The 17833-nt window shown below is 68.6% G+C and carries 15 protein-coding genes; 11 read left to right on the forward strand and 4 right to left on the reverse strand.

Features of this window, described 5'->3' with window-relative positions; all coding sequences use genetic code 11:
- Positions 1–16 precede the first annotated feature (16 nt).
- The 3 genes from iolE to iolC form a co-directional block, all read right to left on the reverse strand.
- Positions 17–946 carry a myo-inosose-2 dehydratase gene (gene iolE, locus FFI87_RS07120; RefSeq protein ID WP_012363682.1) on the reverse strand — a complete coding sequence of 310 codons (930 nt, stop codon included), beginning with the start codon at positions 944–946 and terminating at the stop codon, positions 17–19.
- A gap of 62 nt (positions 947–1008) precedes the next feature.
- Complete coding sequence (iolD, locus tag FFI87_RS07125) at positions 1009–2892, reverse strand: 3D-(3,5/4)-trihydroxycyclohexane-1,2-dione acylhydrolase (decyclizing) (RefSeq protein WP_012363683.1); 1884 nt, start codon at positions 2890–2892, stop codon at positions 1009–1011.
- 46 nt (positions 2893–2938) lie between these two features.
- Entirely contained in the window at positions 2939–4894 is a 1956-nt protein-coding gene (gene iolC, locus FFI87_RS07130) for a bifunctional 5-dehydro-2-deoxygluconokinase/5-dehydro-2-deoxyphosphogluconate aldolase (protein ID WP_012363684.1), read from the reverse strand.
- Positions 4895–5202: 308 nt separating this feature from the next.
- On the opposite strand from iolC, the gene FFI87_RS07135 reads away from it, so the two are divergent.
- The 8 genes from FFI87_RS07135 (at position 5203) to FFI87_RS07175 (ending at position 14219) form a co-directional block, all read left to right on the forward strand.
- Positions 5203–6129, forward strand: coding sequence for a sugar ABC transporter substrate-binding protein (locus FFI87_RS07135; protein ID WP_012363685.1), 927 nt, complete (start codon positions 5203–5205; stop codon positions 6127–6129).
- 68 nt (positions 6130–6197) lie between these two features.
- On the forward strand, positions 6198–7772 hold the full coding sequence (locus FFI87_RS07140; protein WP_138847853.1) for a sugar ABC transporter ATP-binding protein: 1575 nt from the start codon (positions 6198–6200) through the stop codon (positions 7770–7772).
- Positions 7773–7798: 26 nt separating this feature from the next.
- Positions 7799–8824, forward strand: a complete 1026-nt coding sequence (locus FFI87_RS07145; protein ID WP_012363687.1) for an ABC transporter permease — start codon at positions 7799–7801, stop codon at positions 8822–8824.
- 37 nt (positions 8825–8861) lie between these two features.
- Positions 8862–9776: a sugar phosphate isomerase/epimerase family protein gene (locus tag FFI87_RS07150; protein WP_138847852.1), complete on the forward strand. Its 915-nt coding sequence runs from the start codon at positions 8862–8864 to the stop codon at positions 9774–9776.
- 63 nt (positions 9777–9839) lie between these two features.
- Positions 9840–10853 carry a Gfo/Idh/MocA family protein gene (locus FFI87_RS07155; RefSeq protein ID WP_126227583.1) on the forward strand — a complete coding sequence of 338 codons (1014 nt, stop codon included), beginning with the start codon at positions 9840–9842 and terminating at the stop codon, positions 10851–10853.
- Positions 10854–10911: 58 nt separating this feature from the next.
- Positions 10912–11838 carry a TIM barrel protein gene (locus FFI87_RS07160; RefSeq protein ID WP_012363690.1) on the forward strand — a complete coding sequence of 309 codons (927 nt, stop codon included), beginning with the start codon at positions 10912–10914 and terminating at the stop codon, positions 11836–11838.
- A 63-nt stretch (positions 11839–11901) separates the two neighbouring features.
- Complete coding sequence (locus FFI87_RS07165) at positions 11902–13074, forward strand: Gfo/Idh/MocA family protein (protein WP_138847851.1); 1173 nt, start codon at positions 11902–11904, stop codon at positions 13072–13074.
- A 260-nt stretch (positions 13075–13334) separates the two neighbouring features.
- A complete protein-coding gene (locus FFI87_RS07175) occupies positions 13335–14219 on the forward strand; it encodes a MurR/RpiR family transcriptional regulator (protein ID WP_012363692.1) in 885 nt (294 codons plus the stop codon).
- Between the two features lie 60 nt (positions 14220–14279).
- On the opposite strand, the gene FFI87_RS07180 is transcribed toward FFI87_RS07175, so the two are convergent.
- Entirely contained in the window at positions 14280–15800 is a 1521-nt protein-coding gene (locus FFI87_RS07180) for a CoA-acylating methylmalonate-semialdehyde dehydrogenase (RefSeq protein ID WP_138847849.1), read from the reverse strand.
- A 107-nt stretch (positions 15801–15907) separates the two neighbouring features.
- Between FFI87_RS07180 and FFI87_RS07185 the strand changes: the two genes are divergently transcribed.
- The 3 genes from FFI87_RS07185 (at position 15908) to FFI87_RS07195 (ending at position 17818) form a co-directional block, all read left to right on the forward strand.
- Positions 15908–16843, forward strand: a complete 936-nt coding sequence (locus FFI87_RS07185; RefSeq protein WP_105830844.1) for a LysR family transcriptional regulator — start codon at positions 15908–15910, stop codon at positions 16841–16843.
- Between the two features lie 132 nt (positions 16844–16975).
- Positions 16976–17203: a sulfurtransferase TusA family protein gene (locus FFI87_RS07190; protein ID WP_006753156.1), complete on the forward strand. Its 228-nt coding sequence runs from the start codon at positions 16976–16978 to the stop codon at positions 17201–17203.
- Positions 17204–17428: 225 nt separating this feature from the next.
- On the forward strand, positions 17429–17818 hold the full coding sequence (locus FFI87_RS07195) for a peptidase (protein WP_138847848.1): 390 nt from the start codon (positions 17429–17431) through the stop codon (positions 17816–17818).
- Positions 17819–17833 lie beyond the last annotated feature (15 nt).

Genomic DNA, 17833 nt, shown 5'->3' on the forward strand with positions numbered 1-17833 from the left:
GCGGGGGTGGAAGGGCTCACGCGCTCAACCGGTCGACGATCGCGCGCAGCGACTCGTAGCCCTTCTTCGCATACTGATAGCTCGGTGCGACGGCCGGGTCCTGCTCGGCCTCGACGACGAGCCAGCCTTCGTAGCCGGCATCCTTCAGCGTGCGCAGCGTCGCTTCGTAGTCGAGCGCGCCGTCGCCCGGTACCGTGAAGGTGCCGTTGATCACGCCGTTCAGGAAGCTCCAGCCGCCGTTGCGCGCCTGCGTGACGACCTGCGGCCGCACGTCCTTGCAGTGCACGTGCACGACGCGCGACACATGCTTCCTCAGCAGTGCGACCGGATCGGCCGCGCCGCCGAAATACGCGTGCCCCGTGTCGAACAGCAGGAACACCTTCGCGGGATCGGTCAGCGCCATCAGGCGGTCGACGTCGGCCGGCGATTCGACGTAGGCGCCCATGTGGTGATGGTAGGCGAGCTTGATCCCGTAGGTCTCGAGCAGGTGCGCGCCGAATGCGTCGAGGCGCGCCGCGTAGCGCCGCCAGCTTTCATCGTCGACGAAGCGCGGCCGCTTCGCGACCGGCGTGTCGATGCTGCCCTGGATCGTCCCCGCGCATTCGCCGTACACCACGACCTTCACGTCGTTCACCTGCAGCTTCGTCATGTGCGCGCGGCAGCGCTCGATCTCGGCGGCGACCGCGTCGGCATCGCTCATGCCCGGCTCGACTTCCGCGAGGAAGCCCGAATACCAGCCCGACACGCACACGAGCCCGAACTCGGCAAGCTTCGCCTTCAGCTCGGGGCCCGTCTTCGGAAACTTGTTGCCGAGCTCGAAGCCCGCATAGCCGATCTCGGCGCCTTCCTTCAGCGCCGTCTCGAGCGGCGTCTCGCCGCCGAGCGACGGCAGGTCGTCGTTCATCCACGACAGGGGATTGATACCGATGCGAACGTTCCAGCTCATGACGTGCTTCCTTGGTTCGGTTGTTGTTTTCGCGGGGCGGCCCATGGAAAGGGGAAAACGGTTCAGCGCCGCTGCCGGGTTTTTTCGTCGAGATACGCGTGGTGCGCGCGTTCGACGCCGGCGCGCGCGGACACCTGCGGCACCGCGACTTCCCACCACGCGCCGCCGTCCGCGGTCGTGCGCTCGTGCGTCGTGTCGATCACGAGCACCTGGCTCGTCGTGGCCGCGCGCGCACGCTTCATCTCGCGGCGCAGCTCACCGACGTCGCGCACGTGCACGGCTTCGGCGCCCATCGCGCGCGCATGCATCGCGAAGTCGATCGTCGAGCGCTCGCCGCCTTCCGGCACGCAGTCGTCGAGCATGTTGTTGAAGCTCGCGCCGCCGCAATTCAGTTGCAGCCGCTCGATGCAGCCGTAGCCGCGGTTGTCGAGGATCACGACGATGAGCTTGCGGCCGAGCATCACGGAGGTCGCGAGTTCCGCGTTGAGCATCATGTACGAGCCGTCGCCGACGATCACGATCACTTCGCGCTCCGGCCGCGCGAGCTTCGCGCCGAGGCCGCCCGCGATCTCGTAGCCCATGCACGAGTACGCATAGTCCATGTGGTAGTTGCCCGGCACGCCGCTGCGCCACAGCTTGTGCAGCTCGGCCGGCAGCGTGCCGGCCGCGCACACGACGAGATCGTCGCGCGCGCTGTCGCGTCCCGCGTCGGCCGCGGAGTCGCGCACCGCGCCGATCACTTCCGCGTCGTACGGCAGCGTGTCGGTCGGCACGCGCGTGGTCAACTCGGTCACGCGCGCGTTCCACGCGGCGGCCTGGTCGCGGTTCGCGGCGGTCCATCCCGCATCCGCGCGCCAGCCCGCGAGCGCGGCGGACAACTGGCCGAGGCCGGTGCGCGCATCGGCGATCAATTGCCGGCCGCGCTTCTTGCCTGCGTCGAACGGCTGCACGTTCAGGCTCAGCAGCGTGGCATGGCCGAACAGCGCGTGCGAGCCGGTCGTGAAGTCCTGCAGGCGCGTGCCGACCGCGAACACCACGTCGGCCTGCGCGGCCGCGCGGTTCGCGGCGGGCGAGCCCGTCACGCCGATCGACCCGAGGTTCAGCGGGTGGTCCCACGCGAGGCTGCCCTTGCCGGCCTGCGATTCGGCGACCGGCACGCCGTGCGTGTCGGCGAACGTGCGCAGCGCGTCCCATGCCTGGCTGTACAGCACGCCGCCGCCGGCGACGATCAGCGGCTTCTTCGCGGCCTTCAGCACGTCGAGCGCGTCCGCGAGTTCGAGCGCGTCGGCCGGCGGCCGGCGCATCCGGATCACCGGCGGCGCGAAGAAGTCCTCGGGCCAGTCGTAAGCGAAGGTCTGCACGTCCTGCGGCAGCGCGAGACACACGGGGCCGCACTGCGCGGGATCGGTCATCACCTGGATCGCGCGCGGCAGCGCGACGAGCAGCTGCTCGGGCGACGTGATCCGGTCGAAGTAGCGCGTCACCGGCCGGAAGCAGTCGTTCGCGCTGACGTCGCCTTGTTCGAAGTCCTCGACCTGCTGCAGCACCGGGTCGGGCAGCCGCGACACGAACACGTCGCCGGGCAGCAGCAACAGCGGCAGCCGGGCGACGTGCGCGAGCGCGGCCGAGGTCAGCATGTTGGTCGCGCCGGGGCCGATGCTCGACGTCGCGGCCATCATCCGCTGGCGGAAATTCGCCTTCGCGAACGCGATGGCCGCATTCGCCATGCCTTGCTCGTTGTGCGCGCGGAACGTCGGCAGCCGCTCCCGTTCGGAGTAGAGCGCCTCGCCGAGCCCGGCGACGTTGCCGTGGCCGAAGATCGCGAACACGCCGCCGCAGTACGGCAGGATCCCGGTGCGGCCGTCCGGCTGGACGACTTCGGCGCGCAGGGCGGCCAGGTAGCGCACGAGCGCCTGGCTGACGGTCAGTCTCACGGTGGTGGTCATCGTCTGTCGATAGGAAAGAGTCGGGTGGTCGTCACAGGCGCCGGCATCAGGCCGCGGCGGCGCGCGCGGCGGCACGGCGGCCGAGCCACGCGTCGACCAGCTGCGTGAAATTGCCGGCCACTTCGTCGATCAGCGCCTGGTCGTCGCTCTGGCCGGCGAGCCAGCGCAGCGACGCATCGGCCCACAGCGTGCGCCCGACCATGAAGCCCTTGACGATCGGGTTGGTCGCCGAGCGGAAGCTGTCGACCAGGTATTGGAGCGGCTGGTTCAGCCCGAGGATCACCGCGCCGCGGCAGTGATGGTCGCGCTCGGCCACGAGCGTCTCGAGCCGCGCCCAGCCGTCGGCGCTCAGCGGCGGGAGCTTCCACCACTCGGGCATCACGCCGAGGTTGTAGAACCGCGCGACCGTGCGCAGCACCGCGTCGTCCTCGGTGCCGGCCGGCGTGACCGCGCGCGGCGGAATCATTTCGAGCAGCAGCTCGTTGCCGCTTTCGCGCGTGGCTTCCCACAATTCCAGCACGCGCTGCTCCTGCTCGACGCGCAGGTCGACGTCGTCGTCGGGGTGGTAGTGGACGAGGCACTTCACGACCTGTTCGGTCGGCCAGTGCGTGAGCGACGAGCCGACCGAGCGCGTGTCGTCGAAACGCAGCGGCCGCGAGCCCGGCAGCTCGACCGGCCGGCCGACCCACCAGCCGCGGCCGGTGGCCTGCGCGAGCGCGTCGCGGCCGTAGGCGCCGCCGTCGATCAGCACGCCGACGTGGCCTTCGAGATGACGATCGCGCTCGACCTGTTCGACCGCGCGCACGAGCAGGCGCTTGAGCGTCTTGATTTGAGCTTCGTCCGCGCCGGCCTGCACCGCGAGTTCGTAGAACTGGCTGCGATGGTCGAACGCCATCACGCACAGCTCGTCCCATTCGCGGCGCGGCACCGTCACGCGATGCAGGTGCGCGAGCGTGCGATCGGCGTCGACCTGCGGGTGGCGGCTGCCGCCGAACCAGTGAGCGAGCTCGGCCGGCGTCGGCATCGCGGCCGAGCACGCATGGCGCGACACGACGATCGCGCCGCACGCATTCGCGATGCGTGTGGCTTCCGTCCAGTCGCGCCCGCGCAGCAGGCCTGACAGCAGACCCGACAGGAACGCGTCGCCCGCGCCGAGCACGTTCAGGACTTCGACGCGTTCGCCGTGGAAAGTCGGTGCATCGTCGATGCGCGCGGGGATGTCGCCCTCGATCACGCAGCAGCCGAGCGCGCCGCGCTTGACCACCAGCACCGCGCCGCTCGCGCGGCGCACGGCCTGAAGCGACGCGATCAGGTCGTGCGGCACGCCGCCCGCGATCAGGAATTCCTCCTCGGTGCCGACCAGCAGGTCGAATTCGCCGAGCACCTGCTGCAGCTGCCGCGTGACCTGCGCGTCCGGCACGTAGCGGTTCTCGCCCGCGCCGCGCGCGGTCAGCCCCCACAGCACCGGCCGGTAATCGATGTCGAGGATGCGCACGACGCCGTGGCGGCGCGCGTAGCCGAGCGCGGTCAGCGACGCTTCGCGCGTGGCCGGCGTCGAAAGATGGGTGCCGGTGATCGCGAGCGCGCGGCAGCCGGCGATGAAGTCCTCGCGAATCTCGTCGGCGCGCACGGCCATGTCCGCGCAGTTCTCGCGCACGAACAGCAGCGGGAACGTGTCGCGGTCCTTCAGCCCGAGCAGCACGAGCGCGGTCAGGCGTTCCGGATCGGTCTGCAGCTGGCTCGTATCGCAACCTTCGCGCTCGAGCGTCTCGCGCACGAAGCGGCCCATCTGCTCGTCGCCGACGCGCGAGATCATCGCGGTCTTCAGCCCGAGCCGCGCGACGCCGAACGCGACGTTGCCCGACGAGCCGCCGAGATACATCTGGAAGCTGCGTGCGTCCTCCAGGCGGCTGCCGTACTGCTGCGCGTAAAGATCCACGGCGACGCGGCCGAGGCAAGCGAGATCGATGGGGCGGTCAGTCGGAAAGTTCAACGGGCTCATGTCAGGTATCACGCTCGCGGCCGGCGTTCGACCTGGCCGGCGGATTGATGGGACCGATTCCGCGACGGTTCCGCGTCACGTATGCCGCACGGCACGAGAACGCCTGCCGCAAGGAATCGGGCTACGGAACGGAGTCTAGACTTTTTGGAAATCCAGTTCCCTAGGTGAAATCACGTAGAAATAAATTTCCAAATTCTCGAGGAAGTGATCTACAGTTTCATCCGGATGCTTCGGTCCGTATCGGACGCGATGCCGACGGCGCGCAACGCGCCGCTTTCCGCCCCCGGAGATGAGGAGACAGAGTGATCATGAAGACCAAGCTGATGGCCGCCGCGGCCGCCGCGATCCTGACCATGCCGCTCGCGCACGCCGAGAAGATCGGCGTGACGATGGCATCGTTCGACGACACGTTCCTGACGATCCTGCGCAACAGCATCGGCGACGCGGCGAAGAAGGACGGCGCGACCGTGCAGATCGAGGATGGCGGCAACGACGTCGGCAAGCAGTTGAGCCAGGTCCAGAACATGATCGCGCAGAAGGTCGACGCGATCATCGTGAATGCGGTCGACACCGACGCGACGCCGAAGATCACGAAGATGGTGAGCGCCGCGAAGATTCCGCTCGTCTACGTGAACCGCAAGCCGGTCGACTTCGACAAGCTGCCGGCCGGCGTCGCGGTGGTCGCGTCCGACGAGAAGCAGTCGGGCACGCTGCAGGCCCGCCAGGTGTGCAAGCTGCTCGGCGGCAAGGGCGACATCCTCGTGCTGATGGGCGAGTTGTCCAACGAGTCGGCACGTGCGCGCACCAAGGACATCGAGGACGTGATCGCGACCAAGGACTGTTCCGGCATGAAGATCGTCGACAAGCGCGAAGGCAAGTGGAGCCGCACGCAGGGCCAGGACATCACGATGAACTGGCTGAGTTCCGGCACGAAGTTCGACGCGATCGTGTCGAACAACGACGAAATGGCGATCGGCGCGATCAATGCGCTGAAGGCCGCGCGCAAGCTGACGCCGAAGACGGTCGTCGCGGGCATCGACGCGACGCCGGACGGGCTCGCGGCGATGAAGAGCGGCGAGCTGAAGGTGTCCGTGTACCAGAACGCGGCCGGGCAGGGCGCGCAGGCCGTCGCGACCGCGCTGAAGCTGGCGAGGAAGCAGCCGGTCGAGCGCTACGTGAACGTGCCGTTCGAGCTCGTCACGCCGGAGAACATGAACCAGTACGCGAAGCACTGACCGGTTTTTCCGCTGAACTGCGCGGGCCCGGCGCGTCCGGGTTCGCGTGCGACTTTCGAGGAACGTCCATGTTTACTGCCAGGATGGCGCGCCCGATGGCCAACGAAAGCGCGCCGGCCGCGTCGTTCGCCGCGCCGGGTTCGTCCGGTGCGCCCGTCGCCGACTGCCTGCTCGAGGTGCGCGGCGTCGGCAAGTCGTTTCCCGGCGTCGTCGCGCTCGACGGCGTGCAGTTCCGCGTGCGTCGCGGCACCGTGCATGCGCTGATGGGCGAGAACGGCGCCGGCAAGTCGACGCTGATGAAGATCATCGCCGGCGTCTACACGCCCGACCAGGGCGAGATCCTGATCAACGGCGAGCCCGTCGTGCTGAGCGGCCCGCTCGACGCGCTCGATCGCGGGATCGCGATGATTCACCAGGAACTCAACCTGATGCCGTACATGACGGTCGCGGAGAACATCTGGATCCGTCGCGAACCGAAGAACCGCTTCGGCCTGATCGATCACGCCGCGCTGCGCAGCCGCACCGCCGCGCTGTTCGAGCGGCTGTCGATCGACATCGATCCGGAAGCCGACGTGCGCACGCTGACGGTCGCGAGCCGCCAGATGGTCGAGATCGCGAAGGCCGTGTCGTTCGACTCCGACGTGCTGATCATGGACGAGCCGACTTCCGCGCTGACCGACAAGGAGGTGTCGCACCTGTTCCGGATCATTCGCCAGCTGCGCGAGCAGGGCAAGGGCATCGTCTACATCACGCACAAGATGAACGAGCTGTTCGAGATCGCCGACGAGTTCTCGGTGTTCCGCGACGGCAAGTACATCGGCACGCACGCGTCGACCGACGTCACGCGCGACGACATCATCCGGATGATGGTCGGCCGCGAGATCACGCAGATGTTCCCGAAGGAGGAAGTGCCGATCGGCGACGTCGTGCTGGCCGTGAAGAACCTCGGCGTCGACGGCGTGTTCCGCGACGTCAGCTTCGAGCTGCGCGCGGGCGAGATCCTCGGCGTCGCGGGCCTGGTCGGCTCGGGGCGCTCGAACGTCGCGGAGGCGCTGTTCGGCGTCGTGCCGGCGACCTCCGGCGAGATCCGCATCGACGGCAAGCCGGTGCGCATAGCCACGCCCGCGCAGGCGATGAAGCACGGGATGGCGTTTCTCACCGAGGACCGCAAGGACACCGGCTGCTTCCTGAATCTCGACCTGCTCGCGAACATGGAAGCGGCCGTGCTCAGCAACCGCTACGTGAAGTTCAATTTCGTGCGGCAGGCGCAGTTGAAACGCGACTGCGAGGCAATGAGCCGGATGCTGCGCGTGAAGACGCCCGGGCTGCACGAGGAAATCCAGAACCTGTCGGGCGGCAACCAGCAGAAGGTGCTGATCGGCCGCTGGCTGCTGACGCAGCCGCGCATCCTGATCCTCGACGAACCGACGCGCGGGATCGACGTCGGCGCGAAGGCCGAGATCCACCGCCTCGTCAGCGCGCTCGCCGGCAAGGGCGTCGCGGTCCTGATGATCTCGTCGGAGATGCCGGAAGTGCTCGGCATGAGCGACCGCGTGATGGTGATGCACGAAGGCCGGATGACCGGCATCGTCGAACGCAAGGACGCCGACCAGGTCCGCATCATGGACCTGGCCTCGCGCTGAGCCGAAACAAGATTGGAGACAAAGCAATGGGCAACCTGAACCCGGTCGCGGACGCGCAGTCCCTGACGATCAAGACGCGGCACGCGAAGTGGCCGCCCGAACTGAGCATCTTCCTGGTGCTGGTGGGCATCAGCCTGTTCTTCGAGGTGATCGGCTGGCTCGTCGTCGGCCAGAGCTTCCTGTTCAACGCGGAGCGGCTCGAGATCATCGTGCTGCAGATGGCCGTGATCGGCATCATCGCGGTCGGCGTGAACCTCGTGATCATCACCAGCGGGATCGACCTGTCGTCGGGCTCGGTCGTCGCCGCGGCGGCCGTCGTGTCGGCCAGCCTCGCGCAGGTGTCCGATTTTCCGCGCGCGGTGTTCCCGCACCTGACCGACCTGCCGGTCATCTGGCCGGTGCTGGCCGGCGTGTGCGTCGGGCTGCTGGTCGGCCTGCTGAACGGCTCGCTGATCGCGTTGACCGGCATCCCGCCGTTCATCGCGACGCTCGGCACGATGGTCGCCGCGCGCGGCTTTGCGAAGTGGTTCACCAACGGCATGCCGGTGTCGATGCTGACCGACCAGTTCGCGGCGATCGGCGCGGGCGCGAACCCGGTGATCATCTTTCTCGTGGTGGCCGCGATCTTCCACGTCGTGCTGCGCTATACGCGCTTCGGCAAGTACACGTATGCGATCGGCGCGAACCGCCACGCGGCCGTCGTGTCGGGCATCAACGTGACGCGCCACCTGGTGTTCGTCTATGCGATCGCGGGCCTGTTGAGCGGCATCGCCGGCACCGTGACGGCCGCGCGCGCGATTTCCGGCCAGTCGGGCATGGGCGTGATGTACGAGCTCGACGCGATCGCGGCCGTCGTGATCGGCGGTACGTCGCTGTCAGGCGGCCTCGGGCGCGTGACGGGCACCGTGATCGGCGTGCTGATTCTCGGCGTGATGACCTCGGGCTTCACGTTCATCCGGATCGACGCGTACTACCAGGAGATGGTCAAGGGCGCGATCATCGTCGCGGCCGTGATCGCCGATCAGTACCGCAACAAGAAGTCGCGCCGCTGAGCGGCCGAGACCGATACCCACTTCGCCCGGAAAGAAGATGAAGATCGCTCTGGATCCCTACATGATTCGCCACCTGCCGCTCGACCGGTTGCCGCATGCGGTCGCCGAGCTCGGCTACGACCAGATCGAGTTGTCGCCGCGCAGCGATTTTCTCGACTGGTGGGTGATGCCGCGCGCGACGCGCGCGCGCATGACCGCGTTCCGCCACGCGTTGCGCGCAAGCGGCGTGGGGCTCGCGTCGCTGCAGCCGATGTACCGCTGGGCCAGCCCGTTCGAGGACGAGCGGCAATGGGCGGTGCGCTGCTGGAAGAAGGCGATCGAGGTTGCCATCGAGATGGAATGCGCGCTGATGGTGTCCGAGTTCGGGCGCGGCGCGTCGCCGGAGCGCTCGGTCGGCGAGCGCCCGGGCGCGAACCCGAAGGAGCTGTGCGAAGCCGCATGGTTCCGTTCGATGGACGAGCTGCTGCCGATCCTCGAGCGCGAACGCATCGTGCTGTCGGTCGAGCCGCATCCGGAGGACTGGATCGAGCAGCTGCAGCCGGCGATCGACATCGTCACGAACCTCGGCTCGCCGTCGCTGAAGCTGTCGTACATCGCGCCGCACACGTTCTACTACGGCGACGACATGGCCGCGATGATCGCGCAGGCCGCGCCGATCCTCGCGCACGTGCGCGTGGCCGACACCTTCGACCACCGCAAGAGCAGCCAGCTGCGCTACATCGTCAACCCGCCCGGCTCGAACCAGATCCGCGTGCACCAGCATCTCGACATCGGGCAGGGCGAGATCGACTGGGACATATTTTTCCGCGCGCTCGGCGACGCCGGCTTCGACGGCGTGATGTCATCGTGCGTGTTCGCGTGGGAGGACCGCGCGGAAGCGTCGTCACGCTACATGCGCGACACGATCCAGCGCTACGTCGAGCGCCATTTCGATCGCGCGGCGGCGCGCTGACCCAATACTGACCGGCGCGGCACCGGCCGCGCCATGGATGAACGACAGACTGGAGATATCCGGATGACCTTGCAAATCGGCGTGATCGGCTGCGGCGCGATCGGCCAGGACCATATCCGCAGGCTGACGCGCACGCTGTCCGGCGCGCGCGTGGTGGCCGTCAACGACATCGATCCGCAGCAGGCGCGCGATGCGGTGACGAAGTACGGGCTCGATGCGGAAATCTACGGCGACGGCCACGAGGTGGTCGCGGCCGCCGACGTGCAGGCCGTGCTCGTCACGTCGTGGGGGCCGACGCACGAAGCGTTCGTGCTCGACGCGATCGCGCACGGCAAGCCGGTGTTCTGCGAGAAGCCGCTCGCGGTGACCGCGCAAGGCTGCATGCGGATCGTCGAGGCCGAGGTCGCGCATGGCCGCCGGCTCGTGCAGGTCGGCTTCATGCGGCCGTACGACGAAGGCTATCGCGCGCTCAAGCACGTGATCGACAGCGGAGGGATCGGCGCGCCGCTGATGCTGCATTGCGCGCACCGCAACCAGTCGGTCGGTGAGCGCTACACGACCGACATGGCGATCACCGACACGCTGATCCACGAGCTCGACGTGCTGCGCTGGCTGCTCGGCGAGGACTACACGAGCGCGCAGGTCGTCTACCCGAAGAAGACGCGCCACGCGAGCGCGCATCTCGCCGATCCGCAGATCGTGCTGCTCGAAACCGCGAGCGGCGTGCGCATCGACGTCGAGATCTTCGTCAACTGCCAGTACGGCTACGACATCCAGTGCGAGGTCGTGGGCGAGAACGGCATCGCGAAGCTGCCCGATCCGCCGGCCGTCGGGCTCAAGCACGCGGCGCGGCAATCGGTCGAGATCATGACCGACTGGAAGGAGCGCTTCATCGCGTCGTACGACGTCGAGCTGCAGGCGTTCATCGACGGCGTGCGGCAGGGTGCGCTGACCGGCCCGTCCGCGTGGGACGGCTACGCGGCGGCGGTCGCGGCCGACGCGTGCGTGCGCGCGCAGCAGAGCGGGGCGGTCGAGCCGATCGCGATGGCCGAACGCCCGGCGTTCTATCGCGGCTGAGCCACGGCCGCGCCACCCCCACGCGGCACCGCGCCGCTTTTCTGCCGGACTGACCGACATGACGATGAAGATTGGCTGCGCGCCCTGCTGCTGGGGCGTCGACGACGTGAACAACCCGCACCTGCCGTCGTGGCGGCACGTGCTCGCCGAGGCCGCGCAGGCCGGCTACTCGGGCATCGAGCTCGGGCCCTACGGCTATATCCCGCTCGAACTCGACGTGGTGAGCGCGGAGCTCGAACGGCAGCGCCTGAGCATCACCGCCGGCACGATCTTCGACGATCTGGTGTCGCCGGAGAACCTGCCGGACCTGCTGCGCCAGACGCGCGAGATCTGCGCGTTGATCACGCGACTGCCGAAGCTGCCGACGCAGCACGGCCAGCGCTACGCGGCGCCGTACCTGGTCGTGATGGACTGGGGGCACGAGGAGCGCGACTACGCGGCCGGCCATACGGCGCGCGCGCCGCGCCTGTGCGCCGAACGCTGGGCGCGGATGGTCGACCACATCCGCCGGATCGCGACGATCGCGCGCGACGAATTCGGCGTGCGCGCGGTGATCCATCCGCATGCGGGCGGCTACATCGAGTTCGCGGACGAGATCGACCGGATCGTCGCCGATATCGCGGCCGACACGGCCGGCCTGTGTCTCGACACCGGCCACCTGTACTACTCGGGGATGGATCCCGAGACCTGGCTGCGTCGCCATGCGGCGCGGCTCGACTACGTGCATTTCAAGGATATCGACGCGGCCGTGTACGACGCGGTGATGGGCGAGCACATCGCGTTCTTCGCGGCCTGCGCGCGCGGCGTGATGTGCCCGATCGGCACCGGCGCGCTCGACTACCGCGCGATCCGCCGCGCGCTCGACGACATCGGCTATGCCGGCTACATCACGATCGAACAGGAGCGCGATCCGCGCAACGCCGGCACGAGCCTGCGCGACGTCGCGGCGAGCCGCGCGTTTCTCGCGTCGGCCGGGTTCGCATGAACGATCGACCGCCTGAACCTTTGAACATCTGAACACCTGAACACGGACAGGAGCACGACAATCATGATCGACGGACAGATGCTGCTCGGACATTCGATTCCCTGGGGCATGGTCGGTGGCGGGCTTGGCAGCCAGATCGGCTACAGCCACCGGTCGGCCGCGTTGCGCGACGGCAGCTTCCGGCTGGTCGCCGGTGCGTTCGATATCGATGCCGAGCGCGGCCGGCAGTTCGGCGTGAAGCTCGGCGTCGACGCCGGGCGCTGCTATCCCGACTACCGCGCGATGTTCGACGCCGAGGCACGCCGCGCCGACGGCATCCGCGCGGTGTCGATCGCGACGCCGAACAACACGCACTTCGAGATCTGCCGCGCGGCGCTCAACGCCGGGCTGCATGTGGTCTGCGAGAAGCCGTTGTGCTTCACGACCGCGGAGGCCGAGGCGCTGCAGCGGCTGTCGGTCGAGAAGAACCGCATCGTCGGCGTCGCGTACGGCTATTCGGGCCACCAGATGATCGAGCAGGCGCGCGAGATGATCGCGCGCGGCGATCTCGGCGAGATCCGCATCGTGCAGATGCAGTTCGCGCACGGTTTTCACAGCGAGGGTGTCGAGGCCGCCAGCGCGGCCGCGCGCTGGCGCGTCGATCCGACGTTCGCGGGCCCGAGCTACGTGCTCGGCGACATCGGCACGCACCCGCTGTACATCTCGGAGGTGATGGCGCCCGAGCTGAAGATCCGCCGGCTGATGTGCTCGCGGCAGAGCTTCGTGAAAAGCCGCGCGCCGCTCGAGGACAACGCGTTCACGATCATGGAATACGACACGGGCGCGATCGGCTACGTATGGTCGAGCGCGGTGAACGCGGGCTCGATGCACGGGCAGAAGGTGCGCGTGATCGGCTCGAAGGCGAGCGTCGAATGGTGGGACGAGCATCCGAACCAGTTGCGCTACGAAATCCAGGGGCAGCCCGCGCAGGTGCTCGATCGCGGGATGGGCTATCTGCATCCGCGCGCATTGCGCGAGGATCGCATCGGCGCCGGGCATCCGGAAGGGCTGTTCGAAGCGTGGTCGAACCTGTATGCGCGCTTCGCGCTTGCGATGGACGCGGCCGATCGCGGCGACACGCAAGCATTGCAGAACATCCGCTTTCCGGACGTTCACGCAGGCGTCGAAGGCGTGCGCTGGGTCGAGAACTGCGTGCGCTCCGCCGATGCGGGCGGCGTGTGGGTCGACTATCGTTGAGCCATGGCGGCCGATGCGCGGCGTCGGTAGCGGCCCTGATCTTTACGGCGCGGCGAGCGCATTGGAGAATGGGCTCCGGTACGGTTCCAGTATCGCCGTGGAGCGTGTGCAGGTGATGATCGAGCGCGTGGGAGCGAGCAGGCGGCACGGGCCGTGCCGCAAACGTGATTAAATTCGCCCTTCATGCATGTATTCAGGGGAGTCCCGGGCCGCGCCCACAGGCCGCGCGCGCATCGGGGCCGTCAACTTCGCGCTATCCGATGAGCTCATCCGAGAAACCTCCCGCCACCGTCGAGGAGTTCCTGCAGCATCTGACGCAGGAGTACGACGGCCTCAGCAATCGCCTGAAGGTGATTGCGCGTCACGTGGAAACGCATCGCGACCAGCTCGGCCTGGAGGGCATCCAGTCGCTCGCGGAGGCCTGCGGCGTCCAGCCGTCGGCCGTCGTGCGGTTCGCGAAGCATTTCGGCTTCTCCGGCTTCTCCGAGATGCAGCGGCTGTTCCGCGAGGGCCTGGCCCAGCAGATCGCGCCGGGCCGCGCGTACAACCTGCGGTTGCGCGACGTGATCGAATCGGGCTCGTCGAGCCTGCAGCCCGAGCAGATCGCCGACGAATTCATCAAGGGCAGTATCGCCGGGATGCAGCAGCTGCGGCAGACGCTCGATGCGCAGGCGCTCGCGCAGGCCGTCGACCTGCTCGCCGACACGCAGGCAATCTGGATCGCCGGCTCGCGCCGCGCGTTTCCGATCGCCGTGTATCTCGACTATGCGCTGCAGCACACCGACAAGCGCATCGGCCTGTTCAGCGCGCTCGGCAGCATGCATCTCGGCCAGATCCGCTCGGTGCGCGAAGGCGACGTGATGATCGTGATCTCGTTCATGCCGTATGCGGAAGAGACGGTGCAGGTCGCGCAGCAGGCCGTGCAGCGCGGCGCGCGCCTGATCGCGATCACCGACAGCCGAATGAGCCCACTCGCGCGGGAGGCCGAGGTGACGCTGATGGTGCAGGACAGCGCGACGTTCGGGTTTCGCGCGCTGACCGCGACGATGGGCCTCGCGCAGAGCCTGTTCGTCGCGCTCGCGTACCGCCTCGAGCTGTCGTACCTGCCGACCGCCGACGGCGCGCACGGCACGAAGGCCGGCTGACGCCGGCCATGTGCTTGCCCGCCGCCCGCGGGATTGCCCGGCGGGCGGCGCACGGGCTGCTTACTTCGCGGTCGGCATCGCGAACTCGGCGCCCTTGCCGATGCTCGACGACCAGCGCTGCATCACCGACTTCTGGCGCGTGTAGAAACGCACGCCTTCCTCGCCGTACGCATGCATGTCGCCGAACAGGCTCTTCTTCCAGCCGCCGAAGCCGTGCCATGCCATCGGCACCGGAATCGGCACGTTGATGCCGACCATGCCGACCTGGATGCGCCGCGCGAATTCGCGTGCGATGCCGCCGTCGCTCGTGAAGCAGGCGACGCCGTTGCCGAACTCGTGCGCGTTGATGAGGTCGACGGCTTCGCCGAAGTCCTTCACGCGCACGCAGCCGAGCACCGGCCCGAAGATTTCTTCCTTGTAGATGCGCATGTCGGGGCTCACGTGATCGAACAGCGTGCCGCCGGTGAAGAAGCCTTCCTCGCGGCCCGGCACGCGCAGCCCGCGCCCGTCGACCACCAGTTGCGCGCCTTCGCTGACGCCTTGTTCGATATAGCCTTCGATGCGCTTGAGCGCTTCGCCGGTGACGATCGGGCCCATCTCGACTTCCGGCGACATCCCGTCGCCGATCACCAGCTTGCGCGCGCGCTCGGCGACCGCCGGCACGATCCGGTCGGCCACGTCGCCGACCAGCACCGCGATGCTGATCGCCATGCAGCGTTCGCCGGCCGAGCCGTACGCCGCGCCGATCAGCGCATCGACCGCCTGCTCGATGTTCGCGTCCGGCATCACGACGAGGTGGTTCTTCGCACCGCCGAGCGCCTGCACGCGCTTGCCCGACTGCACCGCGCGCTGCTGCACGTAGGCCGCGATCGGCGTCGAGCCGACGAAGCTGACGGCCTGCACGTCCGGGTGGTCGAGCAGCGCGTCGACCGCGCCCTTGTCGCCTTGCACGACGTTGAACACGCCGGCGGGGAGGCCGGCCTGCGTGAGCAGGTCGGCGATGAACAGCGCCGCCGACGGGTCGCGCTCGCTCGGCTTGAGCACGAACGTGTTGCCCGTCGCGAGCGCGACCGGAAACATCCAGCACGGCACCATGCACGGGAAGTTGAACGGCGTGATGCCCGCGACGACGCCGAGCGGCTGGCGCATCGTCCAGTTGTCGATGCCGGTGCTGACCTGGTCGGTGAAGTCACCCTTCAGCAGTTGCGGCACGCCGCATGCGAATTCGATGATGTCGATGCCGCGCGCGACTTCGCCCTGCGCGTCGGAAAACACCTTGCCGTGCTCGGCCGTGATGATCGCCGCGAGGGTGTCGCGATGCTCGTTCATCAGTTGCAGGAAGCGGTGCAGCACGCGTGCGCGGCGGATCGGCGGCGTGTCGGCCCAGGCCGGGAACGCGGCATGGGCGGACGCGACGGCGCGCTGCACTTCGTCGCCGTCGGCGAGCGCGACGCGGCGCACCGCGCGGCCGAGCGCCGGGTTGAGGACGTCCTGGAAGCGGCCGCTGCGGCCGGCAACGGGCGCGCCGTCGAGGTAATGGCCGACGTCGGCGTCGGACGTGTACGCGGGAACCGGGTTCATCGTGTCTCCTGGGGATGGGGCGAATGGAGCCTAGTCTAGGCAAAGCGGCGGGGCGGGAGAAGGCCGCGCAGCTTGATTCACTGTTTAGAATTCTGAATAATCGATGGATGAATCAGCAAAATGTCCAGGCGCTCTGGCCGCATATCCATTCGCTGACGGTGCTCGCCGCGGCCGGCAGTTTCACGGCCGCCGCGCAGCGGCTCGGCATCAGCAAGGCCGCGATGAGCCAGCGCATCGCCGATCTCGAGAAGGCGGCCGGCGTGCCGCTCGTGCGGCGCACCACCCGCAGCGTGCGGCTCACCGACGCGGGGCAGACGCTGGTCGACAGCACGCGCGACGCGTTCGAGTCGATCGGCCAGCATTTCGCGCGCGTGAAGGAGCTGGCCGGCGAACCGCGCGGGCTGCTGCGCGTGACGGCGCCCGTCGCGCTCGGGCGCCAGCAGGTGGTGCCGCACCTGCCCGATTTCCTGCGGCAGCATCCGGGCGTGCATATCGAGCTCGACCTGTCCGACCGGCTGCATTCGCTGACGCAGGAGGGCTTCGATCTCGCGATTCGCCATACGACGACTGCGCCGCAGACCCACGTCGCGTGGAAGCTGTGCGACACGCGTTCGCTGCTGGTCGCGAGCCGCGACTACCTCGATGCGCGCGGCGCGCCGCGTCACCCGAGCGAGCTCGTCGATCATAGCTGCCTGTGCTATCTGCGCGACAACGAGCCGGCCGCCTGGAGCTTCGAGCCCGACGGCCGGCGCCGCCAGCGCGTGAGCGTGCCGGTGCGCGGCAGCTTCGCGGCCAACAACAGCGAGGCGATGCGCGAGGCCGCGCTCGGCGGGCTCGGCATTGCGCTGCTGCCGGATTTCAGCGCGCAGCGCGATCTCGACGCAGGCCGGCTCGTCGCGCTGCTCGACGGCTGGCGACCGTCGGGCGCGTTCGGCGACCATATCTTCGCGATCCGGCCGTACAGCCCGGTCGTGCCGAGCGCGGTGCGCGCGCTGGTGCGGCACCTGCGCGAGCGGCTCGCGGGCGGCTTTTCGGGCGCCTGAGCGGCGCGCGCGGCATGCCTGCCTGCCCGCATGGCCGTGCTTCGGCGGCGCCGGGCAGGCCCGGCCGCACTGCGGTAAAATCGCCGCTTCCTCCCGCGCCCGTGTGGCGCGTCACTCGAAGGTCGACAGCCGATGCAGATTCACAAGGAAGTGGACGCGCGCGGGCTTAACTGCCCGTTGCCGATCCTGCGCGCCAAGAAAGCGCTCGCCGATATGGAGAGCGGGCAGATCCTCAAGGTGCTCGCGACCGATCCGGGCTCGCAGCGCGATTTCGCCGCGTTCGCGAAGCAGACGGGCAACGAGATCGTCGAAGTCACGACCCAGGACAAAACCTTCGTATTCCTGATGCGCCGCCGCTGACGGCCCGCATCACGCGCCTCTCGCGGCACCCGGCCGGGCAGTGCCCGTGGCGGGCCCCCGCACCTTCGCTGCCTCTGACAATTCTTAAACCTCGTCGCACGACCGGCTGCGTATACTGACCCGGCCGGTCGTCCGTCTCGGATGGATGCGCCGGCCACGGTACGTCATACGAGGCGGGCACGGGGGCCATGCCTGACGCTACCGTCGTACAAACGGGGAGAGGACATGTCCTTCAGACAAGGAACCATTCGAAGTCCGTCCGCGGCGGAACGCACCGCGCCCGCCCGCGCGGCGGGGTCGAGCCGGATCGAGCTCGACCCGCAACAGGATCGCCACGCGCGTGCCGCGCTGGAGGCCTATGCCGATTCGGCGGCGGCCGAGATGCCGTGGCTGGCCGAATCGCTCGACGAACGGCTGCGCGACGCCGCGCACGGCGACGGCGCGGCCATCACGTATTGCGGTGCGACGGTCGAGCGCGTGTTCGATCTCGCGCACGCGTGGGCGGCGAGCCAGCCCGACTATGCGGCGCCGGCGTGGGAGCGCGTGCGCGGCCAGCTGGAGCGGATGCTGCGGCAGCCGATGCTGCGGCAGCCGACGCTGCGGCAGCCGGAGTAGGCGTCGCTCGCGCGG

Source organism: Burkholderia sp. KBS0801 (assembly GCF_005937855.2).
GTDB classification, from domain to species: Bacteria; Pseudomonadota; Gammaproteobacteria; order Burkholderiales; family Burkholderiaceae; genus Burkholderia; species Burkholderia ambifaria.